The organism is Niallia sp. 01092, assembly GCF_052318935.1.
Lineage (GTDB): Bacteria > Bacillota > Bacilli > Bacillales > Cytobacillaceae > Niallia.
Genome location: NZ_JBQRKO010000004.1, coordinates 209,598 through 225,422, shown reverse-complemented (window position 1 = coordinate 225,422; position 15,825 = coordinate 209,598). Strand labels below are relative to the sequence as shown.

Annotated in this window: 14 protein-coding genes and 1 riboswitch; of the genes, 2 read left to right on the top strand and 12 right to left on the bottom strand. The window is 37.4% G+C overall.

Annotated elements, in window-relative coordinates; all coding sequences use genetic code 11:
* Window positions 1-215: 215 nt before the first annotated feature.
* The 12 genes from ilvD to ACTXGU_RS06130 all read right to left on the bottom strand — a co-directional run bounded on the left by ilvD (window position 216) and on the right by ACTXGU_RS06130 (window position 13,091).
* Window positions 216-1,892 (bottom strand): dihydroxy-acid dehydratase, encoded by a 1,677-nt coding sequence (gene ilvD, locus ACTXGU_RS06185; RefSeq protein ID WP_443480613.1) that lies wholly within the window; start codon window positions 1,890-1,892, stop codon window positions 216-218.
* A gap of 305 nt (window positions 1,893-2,197) precedes the next feature.
* Window positions 2,198-3,331 carry an alpha-hydroxy acid oxidase gene (locus ACTXGU_RS06180; protein ID WP_443480612.1) on the bottom strand — a complete coding sequence of 378 codons (1,134 nt, stop codon included), beginning with the start codon at window positions 3,329-3,331 and terminating at the stop codon, window positions 2,198-2,200.
* A gap of 89 nt (window positions 3,332-3,420) precedes the next feature.
* Window positions 3,421-4,779: an MmgE/PrpD family protein gene (locus ACTXGU_RS06175; RefSeq protein ID WP_443480611.1), complete on the bottom strand. Its 1,359-nt coding sequence runs from the start codon at window positions 4,777-4,779 to the stop codon at window positions 3,421-3,423.
* Window positions 4,770-5,921, bottom strand: coding sequence for a M20 peptidase aminoacylase family protein (locus ACTXGU_RS06170; RefSeq protein WP_443480610.1), 1,152 nt, complete (start codon window positions 5,919-5,921; stop codon window positions 4,770-4,772). The genes ACTXGU_RS06175 and ACTXGU_RS06170 overlap by 10 nt, the downstream gene beginning before the upstream one ends.
* Window positions 5,902-6,687: an amino acid ABC transporter ATP-binding protein gene (locus ACTXGU_RS06165; RefSeq protein ID WP_443480609.1), complete on the bottom strand. Its 786-nt coding sequence runs from the start codon at window positions 6,685-6,687 to the stop codon at window positions 5,902-5,904. The genes ACTXGU_RS06170 and ACTXGU_RS06165 overlap by 20 nt, the downstream gene beginning before the upstream one ends.
* A 12-nt stretch (window positions 6,688-6,699) precedes the next feature.
* Window positions 6,700-7,365 (bottom strand): amino acid ABC transporter permease, encoded by a 666-nt coding sequence (locus tag ACTXGU_RS06160; protein WP_443480608.1) that lies wholly within the window; start codon window positions 7,363-7,365, stop codon window positions 6,700-6,702.
* A gap of 22 nt (window positions 7,366-7,387) precedes the next feature.
* Window positions 7,388-8,173, bottom strand: coding sequence for an amino acid ABC transporter substrate-binding protein (locus tag ACTXGU_RS06155; RefSeq protein ID WP_443480607.1), 786 nt, complete (start codon window positions 8,171-8,173; stop codon window positions 7,388-7,390).
* A gap of 252 nt (window positions 8,174-8,425) precedes the next feature.
* On the bottom strand, window positions 8,426-8,911 hold the full coding sequence (locus tag ACTXGU_RS06150; RefSeq protein ID WP_443480606.1) for a GNAT family N-acetyltransferase: 486 nt from the start codon (window positions 8,909-8,911) through the stop codon (window positions 8,426-8,428).
* A gap of 24 nt (window positions 8,912-8,935) precedes the next feature.
* Window positions 8,936-10,297: an adenylosuccinate lyase gene (purB, locus tag ACTXGU_RS06145; RefSeq protein WP_443480605.1), complete on the bottom strand. Its 1,362-nt coding sequence runs from the start codon at window positions 10,295-10,297 to the stop codon at window positions 8,936-8,938.
* A gap of 87 nt (window positions 10,298-10,384) precedes the next feature.
* A riboswitch (SAM riboswitch) is annotated at window positions 10,385-10,490 on the bottom strand.
* Between the two features lie 237 nt (window positions 10,491-10,727).
* A complete protein-coding gene (mobB, locus tag ACTXGU_RS06140) occupies window positions 10,728-11,204 on the bottom strand; it encodes a molybdopterin-guanine dinucleotide biosynthesis protein B (protein ID WP_443480604.1) in 477 nt (158 codons plus the stop codon).
* On the bottom strand, window positions 11,201-12,463 hold the full coding sequence (locus ACTXGU_RS06135) for a molybdopterin molybdotransferase MoeA (RefSeq protein ID WP_443480603.1): 1,263 nt from the start codon (window positions 12,461-12,463) through the stop codon (window positions 11,201-11,203). Before ACTXGU_RS06135 ends, mobB begins: the two co-directional genes overlap by 4 nt.
* A gap of 43 nt (window positions 12,464-12,506) precedes the next feature.
* A complete protein-coding gene (locus ACTXGU_RS06130; RefSeq protein ID WP_443480602.1) occupies window positions 12,507-13,091 on the bottom strand; it encodes a molybdenum cofactor guanylyltransferase in 585 nt (194 codons plus the stop codon).
* A 610-nt stretch (window positions 13,092-13,701) separates the two neighbouring features.
* Between ACTXGU_RS06130 and ACTXGU_RS06125 the strand changes: the two genes are divergently transcribed.
* A complete protein-coding gene (locus ACTXGU_RS06125; RefSeq protein ID WP_443480601.1) occupies window positions 13,702-14,325 on the top strand; it encodes a VanZ family protein in 624 nt (207 codons plus the stop codon).
* A 287-nt stretch (window positions 14,326-14,612) separates the two neighbouring features.
* On the top strand, window positions 14,613-15,806 hold the full coding sequence (locus tag ACTXGU_RS06120; protein WP_443480600.1) for a glycosyltransferase: 1,194 nt from the start codon (window positions 14,613-14,615) through the stop codon (window positions 15,804-15,806).
* Window positions 15,807-15,825 lie beyond the last annotated feature (19 nt).

Genomic DNA, 15,825 nt, shown 5'->3' with positions numbered 1-15,825 from the left:
TCCAGAGTATACCCTTTTTTATTTATATGACTCTGTTAAACTTGCCTGTTGATTGCAGCTTTCCGCGGGCGGTCCGGGAGCCTCCTCGGCGCTGTGCGCCTGTGGGGTTCCCTCTGACTCGCTTTTCCCGCAGGAGTCTCTCGCTTGGAACGAAAATCAACATGGTGCCAAAATCAACAATTAGCTTTAACATTGCCATTTATATAAAAAACTTGTTAGATTTTCATTATTCCACCAGTGCTTGCAGATGTTACAAGTTTAGAATAACGAGCTAAATAGCCTGTTTTTACTTTTGGCTCAAAGCCTTTCCATTCTGCTTTTCTTTGTTCCCATTCTTCTTCTGGAACGATAGCATCCATTGTACGGTTTTCAATATCGATTACAATCTGATCGCCATCTTTTACAAATGCTAGCGGGCCGCCTTCTGCTGCTTCTGGAGATGTATGGCCAATGGATAAACCTCTTGATGCCCCGGAAAAACGACCGTCTGTTACTAAAGCAACCTTCGCTCCAAGACCCATTCCAACGATTTGAGAAGTTGGTGCTAACATTTCCGGCATTCCTGGTCCACCCTTTGGTCCTTCATAACGGATGATTACAACATGGCCTTCTTTTACTTTTCCTTTTGAAATTCCTTCTAATGCTTCTTCTTGCGATTCAAAAACAATAGCAGAACCTTCATGGCGTGTAATACCTTTCTGTACTCCACCCGTTTTAATAATAGCACCATCTGGAGCCAAGTTTCCGAATAATACCGCTAATCCGCCTTTTTCCGAATGAGGATCCGTAATTGGACGGATAACATTATGATCTTTCACTTCACAACCTGCAATATTTTCTCCTAATGTTTTAGCTGATACTGTTAATGTATCAAGATGCAAAGCGCCTTCTTTTTTCGATAATTCATTTAGGGCTGCTGATACTCCTCCTGCCTCATGCAAATCTTCAATATGCACATCAGATGCAGGTGCTAATTTTGAGATATGGGGTACTCTAGCAGCAACCTCGTTAATTCTTTCAAGTGGATATTCAACCCCAGCTTCGTTTGCTAAAGCAAGCGTATGAAGCACTGTATTTGTTGATCCACCTAACGCCATATCCAACGCAAATGCATTGTCAATTGCTTTTTCTGTTACAATGTCTCTTGGTTTAATATCCGCTTTGATTAAATTCATCAGCTGTTTAGCAGATTTTTTTACAAATTCTTTACGCTCAGGAGCAACAGCTAAGATTGTCCCATTTCCTGGCAAAGCAAGTCCAAGCGCTTCTGCCAAACAGTTCATAGAATTGGCTGTGAACATACCTGAACAAGATCCACAAGTCGGACAGCCAAATTGCTCTAATTCTTTCAGCCCTTTTTCATCAATTTTTCCGGATTGGTATGCTCCAACCCCTTCAAATACAGATGATAACGAGATTTTTTTGCCATCACTTGTTACGCCGGCTTTCATTGGTCCACCACTGACAAAGATAGTCGGAATATTTAAGCGCATCGATGCCATCATCATTCCTGGCGTGATTTTGTCACAGTTCGGAATACAAACCATTCCATCAAACCAATGTGCTGCTACAACCGTTTCAATGGAATCTGCAATAATTTCGCGGCTTGGCAATGAATAGCGCATTCCAATATGCCCCATTGCAATCCCGTCATCAACGCCGATTGTATTCATTTCGAACGGTACTCCGCCAGCTTCACGAATTGCTTCTTTGACAATTTTTCCGAACTCTTGTAAATGTACATGTCCTGGCACAATATCTATATATGAATTTACAACTGCAATAAATGGTTTTCCAAAGTCTTCTTCTTTTACCCCTGCTGCACGCAATAAGCTTCGATGCGGTGCACGGTCAAACCCCTTTTTTATCATGTCACTTCTTAATCCTGTCACTTCTACCCCTCCATATATGCAATAAAAACAAAAAATCAGTATATTTAAACTTTTGTATATTGTAACATTATTACTTCAAAAATGGTAATATTGTTTTTATTTTTTTCTCTTGGAGAATAATTTTTAGATGAATTTACAAAAAATTTTTTTGTCACATTTCCTAACATATCACATTAGAACAAACTTGTTAAGTGTAAGATTTTTCCCTAAATCATACATACTACTTTGTAATTATTCGATATTAATCTTTATACCATAAATTATTTTAATATAACTTTATTACGGAAAACCGATGAAAGTCAGTGTTACTTTATCCGATATAAATTATCCTTTGATAAATCACGCACCGATACCTCACCAGATAGTGCCAAAGCTAATTCAAATTCTTTTTTCAAATTTTCAATAATAGAGGTTACGCCTAATTCACCAGAAACACATAATCCATACATAAATGGACGTCCAATTGCAACCGCATCCGCTCCAAGGGCAATCGCTTTAAACATGTCGGCTCCATTGCGTATTCCGCCATCAACCATTATTGGTATTTGTTTATTTACTGCCTTCGCAACAAGTCGCAATGCATCTAAACTAGAGATTGCTCCATCAAGCTGACGTCCACCATGATTGGAAACAATGATACCATCAAACCCTAGTTTAACTGCTTTTTTTGCATCTTTTGGATGAAGAATTCCTTTTAAAATGATTGGTAATTTTGTATGTTTTCTTAAAAAAAGGACATCTTCCCAGTTTAAGTCTGGATGCAGAATATTTTTTAAGATAGTCTCCACTATATTTTCATTACTCCAGTTTGGTACACTTTTTTGAAATGCTGGATCATTCCGATAATTCGCGTCCCCTAAAGACTCCAGCAACGGAACAAAACCATTTTTATAATCACTTTTTCTCCATCCAAGTAAACCTGTATCCACTGTAACAACTATTGCCTGAAAACCAGCCTTTTCTGCTCTTTTCACCATGCTGGCAGACACTTCTTTATTCCGTGACCAGTATAACTGAAACCAATTGTTTCCGTTTGGAGCAGCTTCAGCTATTTCTTCTAGTGAATAAGTAGAAACAGTGCTTGCTATATAAGGTATCCCAGCACGGGCTGCTGCTCTTGCAGCCGCTTTCTCTCCTTCTTCATCTGCAAGCCCTTGATAGCCTACTGGCGATAATATTAACGGAAACGATAAGTCTTTTCCGAAAAGAGTGGTTGTTACAGCACTTAACGATACATCTCTCAAAACTCTTGGTAGTATCGACCATTTTTGAAAGGCGAGCCGATTTGCATTTAACGTCTCTTCATCACCAGACCCACTTCTTATATAATCAAAAGGGCCTTTTTCCAGTTTCGCTTTTGCTTTTTCTTCCCATTCTTCAATGAATATTGGCAAGTCTTTTGTTTCTTTATTAATCGTTGTAAATGATTGAGTACTCATCTTATCCCCCCTCAAGTTCATACCTTTAAGATTACTTTATTTTTACAAAAAAAGCACTTCTGGAAAAATAGAACAGAAGTGCTTTTTCATTATAAAATCGATAAAAATGTAGAAGCTTTATCTTTTGGAAGGTTATCTATTATCTGTTTTAAACAATAAGAAAGAGCTTGATCCTCTATACTGTTATCTAGTTTTTCCTTCAACTTATCAAGGGTTAATGGATTATTCGGAGATCCTTTCGGAGCATCCACCCGCTTACTTATAATCTCATTACTATTTGTTACAATCTGGACAATGGTAAATCTGCCTTTTGGCATACTATCAACCGCTGGATGAATACTTTCATCGTATTCTCTCTTGATTATTTTCATTAATTTTTTTATCTCAGCCTTAATTTCCACTGGCTGAAAATGTTCCAATGTTAAAGGAAACTGAAGCAATATCGAAGCGACAATATACTCAGCACTAAACCGCCCCTGTTCACCAGTGCGCGGGTTTTGCTCGACTAGTGCAGCATCTCCTCCAGGAGGATAAATAATGGTGATTTCTTTCATTTCTTCTATTTTAACGCTTGTTTCATTCATGAGCTCAAGTGCCGCATCTGCTGCATGGCAAGCTGCTGAACAAAACGGATATAATTTAAACCATAAACCCTCAATTTTCCACGATTTATTCCAATCGTTTAATAAAAAGGGGCTTGCAAAATCTGCTCCTTCTCCATACACAGAAAAAAATCCAACTCGGCCATCTAAACCTGTTAAAGAACCACTTAAACCGATCTCTATAAAATCAATTGACTGAAGCGCTGCCTGTGCAGCTAAACCAGCATGCAATGGTTTCGTTTCTGTGCCAAACTGGAAACGGAGACCACTTGCCTGAGTTGCTGCAAAACCAATGACTTTACATAACTCTTCTTCGTTAAATCCTAGCAAATAACCGCCTGAGACTGCTGCAGCTATTATCCCTAAAGTACCTGTATTATGCCAGCCTTTCACATAGTGATCCTTCCCAACAGCCTGACCAAATCGCGCCATTACTTCTACACCGATTATATAAGCAGCCAACAGTCTTGCTCCTTCTATTTTCGGGTTTTTTCCAGCTAAAGAAAAGAGCACAGGTAATATTACTGTACTCGGATGACCACGTACTTCAGCATGCACATCGTCATAATCCAGCGCATGACCAATAAAGCCATTGATAAGCGCTGCTTGTATAGGAGAGGCTTTTTTCGATTGACCAATAATCGGAGCTCCTCTTTTTTCATCTTCTAAATCTATTAATCTGCAAAGCTTCTTTACACTATAATCCTCTTTAGCTGCATAGCTGGAAGCAAGGTAATCAATAATGCCCATTTTTGCATATTGAATGACTCTTTTAGAAGCAAGTGGATCACTATTTAATATAGATTGAACAAACTTTGCTGTTAACGTTTCTTTATTTACTGCCATTCGTCCAACACTTTTACAGCAAGATGAGAGAAATAATTAGCTGCCACAATAAGCGCATCTTCATTTAATGAATATTCTGGATGATGCCATTCCTTCGGTCCATCTACACCAACCCATACAAAATGACCAGGGATGCTTTCTTGATAAAATGCAAAATCTTCTCCACCAGGGCTTTGAACAGCATCCACTACTTTATACCCTAAATCTTCCGCAGCATCTTGAACAACCTTCGTATATTTACTGCTGTTATTGACAACAGGCAAATACTCATTCCAGCGGAAATCAATGGTTGCCCCAAAACCTGCCGCTATTCCTTCTGCTGTACGCTTCATTAATTTAGGAATTTCTTTGCGTGCTTCGTCTTGAAACGTTCGGACAGTTCCTTCCATCTCTGCCTTCTCCGGTATAACATTCCACGTATTCCCTGATTGAAAACGTGTGACACTGATTACTGCGTTGTGGAATGGACTTAAACTTCTGCTCACAATCGATTGTAAACTAGAAACAATTTGTCCGCCTACAACAATTGGATCAATGCTGTTATTCGGAATGCCCGCATGACCGCCAACACCAATTACATCTAATTCAAACCGGTCTACACTTGCCATTAACGGACCTTCTTTAACGCCGATGGTCCCTACTGGAAGATCTGGTTTATTATGCATTCCAAAAATAGCTTGCACTCCTTCAAGAGCACCGGATTCTCCTATTACCTTTGCACCTTGGGCTATTTCTTCCGCTGGTTGAAAAATAAACCGCACAGCACCTCTTAATTCTGCTTTTTTTTCTTTTAAAAGAATGGCAGCACCAATAATGGATGATGTATGAAAATCATGTCCGCAAGCGTGCATGACACCATCTTTTTTCGATACAAAATCAACCTTTGTTTCTTCCTTAATCGGTAGCGCATCAATATCTGCACGTATTGCAATCGTCGGACCTGGCAGATCTCCTTTTATTTCAGCAATCACTCCTACTTCCAATGAATAGTCTAAAATAGTGATATCCGCTTCTGATAACCATTTTTTAATTCTATTCGTTGTCTCTACTTCTTGGAATGACAACTCTGGATTTTCATGCAGTTCACGTCGATATGCAATTAATTTCTGCTGTAATGTTGCTTCAACTTGAGATAGTGCCATTTAATAGTGCCTCCTCAGTGGAATCCCCATTTTCTCTGCTTGTTTGTTTCAGGAATTGTTTTGTTCTTGGATTAGTCGAGTTTACAAATACGTCTTGAGGTGTACCTTGCTCGACAATATTGCCATCTGCCATAAAAATAACTTTATCTGCCACTTCTTTCGCAAAGGCCATTTCGTGTGTCACAATAATCATTGTCGTATTCTTTTTGGCGATTGTGCGAATGACTTGCAGCACTTCTGATACAAGCTCCGGATCCAACGCCGATGTTGGCTCATCAAATAAAATCGCATGAGGATCAACAGCTAAAGCCCGGGCAATTCCAACGCGCTGCTGCTGTCCACCTGATAACGTAATCGGGTAGCTATCTTTCTTCTCAAAAAGACCCACTGAACGTAGAAGCTCAAACGCTTTTTCGTTTGCCTCTTGCTTCTTCATTTTTTTCGTTATTAGTAAAGATTCAGTAATATTTTGCAACACTGTTTTATTTTTAAATAAGTTGTAGTTCTGAAAAACCATGGCTGTTTGTTGTCTTAACTGATACGCTTCTTTTCTGGAAAACTTTTCTGCATTAATTTTCGCACTCCCTATTTCAATTTCTCCTTGATCAGGGGTTTCCAATAAGTTTAAACAACGCAAGAATGTAGATTTACCAGACCCAGAAGGACCAATAATTGCTACAACCTCACCTTGTTTCACTTCCATATCAATACCATTTAGGACAACTAAATCTCCAAATCGTTTATGCAAATTTTTAACGGAAATCATTTTGTCATCCTCCTACTGTTGATACGCTCTATTTAATCTTTTTTCTAATAATTTTTGCAAGAATGATACAACGATGACAATTCCCCAGTAAGTAAGCCCGATAGCTAAGTATGTTTCAAAAAATATAAAACTTTCCGCTGCCATCATTTTTGCTTGCGCAAACATTTCTACAACACCTAACGTAAAAGCAAGGGCTGTTTCTTTAATAAGGGTAATAAATGTGTTTCCAGATCCAGGAAGAGCATTTTTTGCCGCTTGTGGCAATATTACTCTTCGATAAGCTTGAAACTTTGTCATCCCGACAGATAAACATGCTTCCAACTGCCCTTTTTCAACAGAATTTAACGCTGCACGGAAAATTTCTGCTAAAAAGGCGGATTCTTTTAAGCTTAACCCAATAATAGCTGCGGTTACTGGCGACATATCATTTAATCCCGGAATAATCTGTGGAATTCCATAATAAAAAAGAAATAATTGCACTAGCATTGGAATGGCACGGAAAAAAGAAATATAAACAGCCGCTAGTTGTGTCAGTACAGGAAGGCGGCTTTTTCTAATTAATGCTAATATTAATCCAAATATACAAGCTATCATCATAGCAGAAACTGCCATGATGATCGTTTGTGGTGCGTATTTTATCACATTGGGAAAAACGGATAAAAAATATTCAATATTCATTCAGGTATACACCTCAAGTCTTTTATTCTATAGTTATATCTTCTCCATAATATTTTTCAGAGAGTTTTTTCAACGTGCCGTCTTCACGTAATTTTTTTAGTTCTTCATTAAACGCTTTTAAAAGCTTGTCGCCTTCTTCGTTTTTAGCAAATGGAAATGCTGTTACATCGTGGGAAATTGGCTCCCCAACTAATTTAAGTGGAAGCTTGCTCTTTTTAATTTCGGCTTTTAAAATCGCAGAACTGTTCACATATCCGTCTACTTTGCCTGTTACTGCTTCATGCATTGCACTTTCACGTGTTTCATATGGTTTTAATGTTGCTATTTTATTTTTATCCCATGCTTCAAAGTTCTTTCCTTGGTTAGAACCAATAACGGAAGAGATTGTTTTTCCTTTTAAATCATCCAATGTATTAATTTCATCGTTGTCTTCTCTTACAGCAACCTGTGTACCAGAAAATGTGTATCCATCTGTAAAATTATATTTTGCTTTTCTTTCTTCTGTTACTGCAACATTGTTTGCAACTGTATCAAGTTTACCAGCTTCTAACTGCCCCATTAAACCAGCAAAGTCCGTTAATGTCCACTTCACTTCATAGCCTAAATTTTTCGCAATTGCTTCTGTAAGCTCAACATCAAAGCCAGTTAATTTTTCTCCATCTTTAAAGGTATTTGGAAAACTTTGACCTGTTGCTCCGATTTTAATTACTTTTTCTTCTTTATCTGCACCAGATTTATTGCCATTGCCGCAAGCTGCTAATGCAACTACTAATAATCCAATTAATAATAAACTTAAAAACTTTTTCATTATTTGTTCTTCCTATCTGTATAATTATTTTTTCTTTTGGCTGTTTTCATATAGAATGTTGCTTTTAAACTCGCAGCCTGAATACACTTCGTCCGTTTAGCGAGCGTCGAGCCTCCTCGTCGCATTACGCTCCTGTGGGGTCTCGTCTTTCTCGCATTCCCACAGGAGTCTACGTGTATTCAGTCTGCTGAGTACTGCTTCTCCCATTTTTTTACGTAAAAAACAACTAACTTTGAGAAAACAGCCTTTCTTTTAGACAAGGTCTTTTTTATAAAAGACCGTTGTATGACCTCGTCCGAGATTTGTTGTTCCTATTTGATAATATCCTTTTTTCTCATACATTTGCGATAGCCACGGATGATTTTCCGCTGTGCCCAATGTTACAGCAGGACTTCTTAACTCTTTGGCTATCTTGTCTTCTATTAAGGACAATACTTTAGAGCCGATTCCTTTTTGTCCAATCGTAGGATCGACTGCAAACCAGCCAATATGCGGAAAACCAGCCGGACCTGGCTGCGCTCCCCAAGGAAGGCGAATGCCAATGGTAGCAATAATAGATTCATCTTGCTCAAGTACGTAGCATAAATTATTCGTAATATGCTTTTTCACCATTTCTATATCTGCATGTGCTGCCGCAAAATTTATTCCTAAATCTCTAATCGACTGATATGCTTTTAACGTAACATCTAATACCTTTTCAGCATCTTCCAGAACCGCCAGACGGAAATTTTCTTTCATGACTAACCCCCCGCTTTACTTTGATTAATCAAGCAACCCTGTTTTTTGTATGCTGTTAAGCACTTGCTCTACCTTTTCAACAGCAGATCCTAAATAGGTTTCTGGGTTTAAAAGATCCTTTATCTCGTCAGCAGTCAACACATTCGATACTTGCTCGTTTTCTAGCAAGACATGTTGAAAAGCTTGTCCTTCTTCAATAGCTTTCATGGATAGTTCATAAACTAATTCATGAGCCGTTTGTTTACCGTACTTTTCAGCAAGAGCAAACATAATGCGTTCTGATAAAAGTAAACCGCCTTGTAAGTTTAAGTTTCTTAACATATTTTCCGGTTTTACAATTAATCCTTTTAAAATATTTTTTGTAGAAGCAAGCTGTGCAGATAAATAGATGCAAATTTCCGGAAGGGCAATCCACTCCCCTCTCCACGACATAGCATCTCGTTCATGCTCTACAATTTGAGAATCTTGAATAAGGGAAACACTATGTAAAATAGGACGTGTTAAACTTACAACACCTTCCAACGCTGCCGGATTGCGCTTATGCGGCATGGTTGTACTTCCAATTTTCCCTTTGCTGAACGGCTCTTCCACCTCATCAATTTCAGAGCGCATCAAATTGTAAAATTCATTTGCCAGCTTACCTAAAGTTCCACTTATTAAACCAATGACACTTGCATATTCTGCCACTCTATCCCTTGAAGAATGCCAACAAATTTCTGGAACCAATAATCCGAGCTTTTCTAATGTTTTCGCTTCTATTTCCGGTCCTTTTTCTCCAAAAGAAGCATACGTACCGACAGCACCTGCCATTACTCCGGTAAAAGTGCGAGATTCTAATGACTTTAAACGTTCCAAATGTCTTGCTGCTTCACTTAACACAACAGATAGCTTAAACCCAAAGGTTGTTGGCAATCCTTGCATTCCGTGCGTTCGGCCTGAAATCGGTGTAGTTTTATATTCTGAAGCGAGTCGTGCAAGCTCTCTCGCTACTTCTTTTAACTCCGACACAATCAATTCATGTGCTTCTTTTAATTGCAGCATCGTTCCTGTATCAACAACATCTTGTGTTGTCGCCCCGAAATGCACAAATTCTCCGTCTTCTCCTGCAAGAGACTGCAGAGCTTTTATCGTAGCATTTAATGAATGTTTGGCTTTTGCTGATTCTTCGGCAATTTCATTAAAATCAACTAAATCTGCTTTTGCTTTACTTGCGATTGTTTCCGCTGCTTTTTTAGGAATAACACCTAATTCCCCCTCTGCCAAAGCAAGGGCAGCCTCTACATCAAAGTGTTTTTGTAATCGATTTTGCTCTGACCAAACTTGACGCATTTGTGGTGTTCCAAAATTATTTTGCAGCAATATCATATCAATAACATGAGATCCCATTTGTTTCGTCCTCTCTTGTCGTACTATTCGTTACTAAGCGTTCTAGCAAATTAAAAAACTCTTCTTGCTCATCCAGAAGAGTTTGAATACTCATCTTCCGAAACAATGTATGTTTCAGTGGAATTAGCACAGTGCTGTTAAGCCTGTTGCTGAAGCTTCATCGGGCCAATCCCTCCACTTCTCTGGATAAGTTTTATTTATACATTATTTATCATTTAATTCCAACTTAGCTTATAAGAATTATAATAACTGGTTACTAATATACCTTCCGTGATATTTAATGTCAATATTAATATTCGACAAATTTTTTATTATTTACTATCTCTTTTTTCATCACTAATATTCGTTTATTTTAACCATTGACATCAATTACACACAAGCGGGCTGTCTCATATACATATCTTTGAGCCGCTCTTTTTTAGGGAAGAATCTAGTTGTTTTTATTTATTTCATCCTCTATCCACTGTACAATTTTATGTAAATATCCTTGTTTTTCATCGAGTGTTTCACAATATGGAACGATATACTGAATATTTGCAAGTGAAGCAAACTCTTTTTTCTCTTCCTCTGAACGTAAAAAAACAACTTTAGGAAACCGCTCTTTTTTATATCCCTCCACCAACAGAACATCATAATCTAAAAAGGAAAGCAATTGTTGTACCTTTTCAAAGCTCCATTCCTGTTTAGCCATCTCTAATTGTAGAATACCTTCTCCTTCGACGACACTGGCAAGAGCTCCTGCCTTTCTATGCTTTGTCGAATCTTTTAAATACGAACTGGGTGTTCCACCATGCCCGTGGTGCTTTAGAGCAACTACTCGAATTCCTTTTTCTGTTAATGCCTGAATCGTCCACTCCATCGCAGTCGTTTTTCCGCTATTTTGATAACCTACGAATTGAACAATCAATAATTTTCCCTGCCTTCTTGATCTTCTAATAAAAGCACATCGACTTCCATTCCTTTTTGATAACCTCTTGTTCCTCCCGGCAAAACGAGCAAACAATCTGCAAACGCAAGAGAGTAGATCACACTTGATTTATCCCTCCCTACTGGTGTTACAAATATTCTAGCATCTTGAAAATGAAGTTTACTACGGACAAATCGAGGAAATGGATTCGCTTTTGGAAAATCGCTTGCCAAAATAGCTCTTACTCTTTTCGCAAATGGCTTCTTGCTTCCCAGCATATCTCGGATAATAGGGCGTACATAAAGCTCAAAACCAACATAACATGCTGAAGGATTTCCTGATAATCCATACAATAATTTACCATCTAATGCAGCGATAGTTGTTACACTTCCTGGCCTCATTCCAATTTTATTACAAAGAACTTCTGCTTCAAGCTTCTCGTATACTAAGGGCATGTAATCAAAATCACCAACAGAGACCCCTCCAGTAGTTATAAACACATCCACCTCATCTATTGATTTTTTAATGAATTCACAGATATCTTCAAATGAATCAGGAAATTTCCCATAATATTTAGCCACAGCCCCGCTTCGTTCAATCTGAGCACAAAGCATGTAGCTATTGCTGTCGCGGATCTTCCCTGAGACAAGAGGTTCATCCACATCCAGCAATTCATTGCCAGTAGCAAATACTCCGATAACAGGTTGACGCATAACTTTCACTTCACTATAACCAAAGGTTGCTAATAGAGACTGCACCCCAGGATTTATCTTCACTCCCTTTTCTAGTAATCTTGTACCTTTCTGAATATCTTCTCCTTGAAAAGAGATATTATCGCCTTTTTTCAGGCTTCTTTTTATTTGAATATATGGCTTCCCATTTTTCTTTATTTCCTTTACTAGCTCAAGCATCATGACAGCATCACAGCCTTCTGGTATTTGTGCACCTGTCATAATTCGCACTGCCTGAGATCGCTGAATCTTTTTAGCGCTTACCATCCCTGCTCCTATATAATCCACTACCTCCAGCTCTACAATATTTTCAGAAGTAGCCTCAAATGTATCCTCTGTCCGCAAGGCAAATCCATCATAAGGTGATTTATCAAACCTTGGTATATCTGTAGTAGCTATAATTGTTTCTCCTAAAAAATGCCCCATCGCTTTTTTAAGTTTAACTGTTTGCGTAGTCCCCCGCTGGCGGTACTTCCATACTTTTTCTATAGCTTCCTCCACTTGAATCGGTTTACGAAAAAGTGTCATCGACTCTTCCTCCCTACATTCATTACGTTATCGCTTTAATTCCTCACAATATATATTTTGTATAATCGCTTCGGTTATTAATATTAACGAATATCTCCTCGTTAAAGTCTTCTACAAACTTAACAGAAATATGTTCTAATAAACCGTTCACCGACAAAGCATTTTTTCTTAATGCTTGATGTATTTGTTCTTTCACCTTTCGATGGTAGACAGCAATCAGCGGCTGAGCTTTACCGTTTACTAAGGGAACCACAGCTTCCACTCCCTCTTGAATAGAATTTAGTAGTTTCTCAATCGTCTGTTTCGTAATAAACGGACTATCTATTGGTAAAACGAAATACCATTCTGCTTCTATTTCATCCATTACTGAGTAGATTCCTGCCAATGGACCATACCCTTGAAATGGTTTAAGATCTTCTATCACTTCCACTCCCTTATTACACTTAAATCGATTTTTGATATTCGGGTGGGCTACAAGATAGATTCTAGCCGCAACTGATACCAAAGCCTCTATGGAATATTGATAAAAAAATTTCCCCTCTCTTTTAGCAAACGCTTTTGGTTCACCATACCTTTTTGATTGCCCGCCAGCTAATATAATGCCAATTAATTCATCTACTTTAGCCATCTATACTATTCCTTTCTACAACAACGTTTTATTTAATTATCAAATAGATAGAATTAAAAATTATTTTGGCTGTTTTCTCAAAGTTTGTTGTTATTCACGTAAAAAAAAATGGGAGAAGAAGTACTCAGCAGACTGAATACACGTAGACTCCTGTGGGAATGCGAGAAAGACGAGACCCCACAGGAGCGTATGCGACGAGGAGGCTCGACGCTCGCCCACGGAAAGCGAAGTGTATTCGGGCTGCGGGGTTAAAAGCAACAATCTATACAAAAACAGCCATTTTTTTATGATGATAAAGCCTTAATACAAATATGATAAATACATCTTTTAGAAAGTATTTTACCACATTAGCCAGGATCTTATTATGAGAAAATTTCGACAATGTAGAGAAGAGACAGTGCTGTGTATGTTCAATTTTTCCAACAACGTAGAAATGTTTGACATTGATTAAGCCATCTTGATAGTATGGGCTCTGCAAGTACTTCTTTTCCAACAGAGGTTGTGAAGAGAACCTTATGATTATTTCCCAATAACAATTACTCTTCTACTTTTAAAACAACCTCCATATATATATAATAAAGATACTACTTGAAAGGATTTTAGATCAAAAGTGAACCTATTTAATAAGTTTTTTCTCCCAATATTAATTATATTCATCTTTTTCCTTATTTGGATTAAAAGCGATATACAGCTGTCTCTCAACTTTCCAATTATCCTATTTATGATTGTTCCCTTTTGGATTTATTATCGTTTTCATAGATATAAGCAGCATCGGAATTTTATATTCACGAGAGAAATATTAAAAAATATTTTCTTTCTTTACTTATTAATTGTTTTGTATGTTACGTTAAACCCATTTCACTTTTCGCCGCCAGGAAATCAAGGAAACTTAAACTTAGTTCCTTATGTACAAATTCTTTATCAGTATAAATATAAACCACCTATGTTCTGGATGCTCTATACGCTTGGCAATATTATTATGTTTGTTCCTTTCGGATTCCTTTTTCCAGCCATCTATAGAAGACGTTTTAAACTGATTGTTACTATTATGGTGGCTGCTTTATCTTCGTTAACAATTGAATTAACACAGTACTTCTTTACCATCGATCGTGCAGCAGATATAGATGACCTTATCTTGAATATGGCAGGAGCAATTATTGGGTATCTATTCTTCAGCTTAACAAAAAAAATAGTAGATAAAAGCAAAACGATTATTTTTTATTTTAATCAGTAAATAGGTAATCTGAAGAATATCAAAAACGATTTTCTTCCTGACCCCCCAATGCCTAAAAGCGTCTTCTTGTAGGAAGACGTTTCTTCTTTATTCATCTAGGGGAGTTTTGTAAAAAAGGTGCGAATTAGGTAAAGTTTATGTTAATTTTTTGGTCTTTCGTTGAAAATTGCTGATTATTTTATGGATAATATGTTTAGTCCTAGACTTCATTCAAGCTGATTTGAGAAAAGTTCATACAATATAGCATCACAAGTATAATACTAAATGTTAAATAAAAGAGGTCGCTAATGAAAATTTTATTTGTAGTTAATCGGTTTCCTAATCTTTCTCAAACCTTTGTTAGTAAACAGGTGGACGGCATGATTGCCCAGGGTCATGAAGTTAGTGTATTAGCTGGTTCGAGTGATGAAAAAACTGGATTTTCTTTTCTCCAACAAAATATCAAAAATATGATTTATTATAAAAATCCTAGCAAACATCTTTCAAAGATAACTAGATTTATGGCGCTGTTGCCAAAATGTTTTTTTAGAAGACCAATTCTTACATTAAAAGCTTTAAAGTATGGAAGTTTATCTTTTAAACTACTGTTTGCAATAGACGCTCTTAGTAAACAGAGTGGAAAATATGATATTCTTTATGCACATTTTGGGCCAAGTGGAAATTTTGCGTCTGCTCTTAAAAATTTAGGAGTATTGAATGGAAAATTAGTGACTGTTTTTCATGGATACGATATGTCAACTTACATTGATAAAGCAGGAAGCGATATTTATCGTGATTTATTTATATACGGAGACTTATTTTTGCCGATCAGCCATTATTGGAAAGGAAAGCTGGTGGGAATGGGATGTAGTGAAAATAAAATAAAGGTTCACTATATGGGAATCAATGTAGATGATTTTCAATTCAATCCAATCGTCCCGACAAAGCGGATAAAACTTTTAACAGTGGCAAGATTAACGGAAAAAAAAGGGACAATTTATGCAATTGAAGCTGTTCAAAAGCTGATAGAAAAAGGATATGATATCGAATTAAATATAATCGGAGATGGACCATTAAAGAGCCAACTTGCAGAAATAATTGGTAATCAGGATAACATTCATTTATTAGGGCCAAAACCGAATGAAGAAGTCAAAGCCTATTTACAAGACTGCACCATTTTTTTACTGCCAAGTGTGGTTGCTCAAAATGGCGATATGGAGGGAATTCCAGTTGCTTTAATGGAAGCCATGGCAATCGGGAAATTAGTCATTTCAACCTATCATAGTGGAATACCAGAGTTGATCCAAGATAATGAAAACGGCTGGTTAGTACCTGAAAGAGATAGTGCTGCATTGGCGGAAAAAATCGAGGAAGTTCTTTCCAATAAAGAAAAATGGGGCACTATTCAGCAAAATGCCAGAGCAAAGATTGTCCAAGATCATAATTTGCAGCCTTTAAATAAACAATTAGAAGACTATTTTTATGCTATTTTGGAAGAATAATACAAACAAAAAGGAGTAG

Excerpts from the sequence above, each read along its gene's own strand:
- ACTXGU_RS06180 (WP_443480612.1), bottom strand. The coding sequence starts at position 3,331 with ATGAGTACTCAATCATTTACAACGATTAATAAAGAAACAAAAGACTTG.
- ACTXGU_RS06175 (WP_443480611.1), bottom strand. The coding sequence starts at position 4,779 with ATGGCAGTAAATAAAGAAACGTTAACAGCAAAGTTTGTTCAATCTATA.
- ACTXGU_RS06170 (WP_443480610.1), bottom strand. The coding sequence starts at position 5,921 with ATGGCACTATCTCAAGTTGAAGCAACATTACAGCAGAAATTAATTGCA.
- ACTXGU_RS06165 (WP_443480609.1), bottom strand. The coding sequence starts at position 6,687 with ATGATTTCCGTTAAAAATTTGCATAAACGATTTGGAGATTTAGTTGTC.
- ACTXGU_RS06160 (WP_443480608.1), bottom strand. The coding sequence starts at position 7,365 with ATGAATATTGAATATTTTTTATCCGTTTTTCCCAATGTGATAAAATAC.
- ACTXGU_RS06155 (WP_443480607.1), bottom strand. The coding sequence starts at position 8,173 with ATGAAAAAGTTTTTAAGTTTATTATTAATTGGATTATTAGTAGTTGCA.
- ACTXGU_RS06150 (WP_443480606.1), bottom strand. The coding sequence starts at position 8,911 with ATGAAAGAAAATTTCCGTCTGGCGGTTCTGGAAGATGCTGAAAAGGTA.
- purB (WP_443480605.1), bottom strand. The coding sequence starts at position 10,297 with ATGGGATCTCATGTTATTGATATGATATTGCTGCAAAATAATTTTGGA.
- ACTXGU_RS06135 (WP_443480603.1), bottom strand. The coding sequence starts at position 12,463 with ATGACACTTTTTCGTAAACCGATTCAAGTGGAGGAAGCTATAGAAAAA.
- ACTXGU_RS06130 (WP_443480602.1), bottom strand. The coding sequence starts at position 13,091 with ATGGCTAAAGTAGATGAATTAATTGGCATTATATTAGCTGGCGGGCAA.
- ACTXGU_RS06120 (WP_443480600.1), top strand. The coding sequence starts at position 14,613 with ATGAAAATTTTATTTGTAGTTAATCGGTTTCCTAATCTTTCTCAAACC.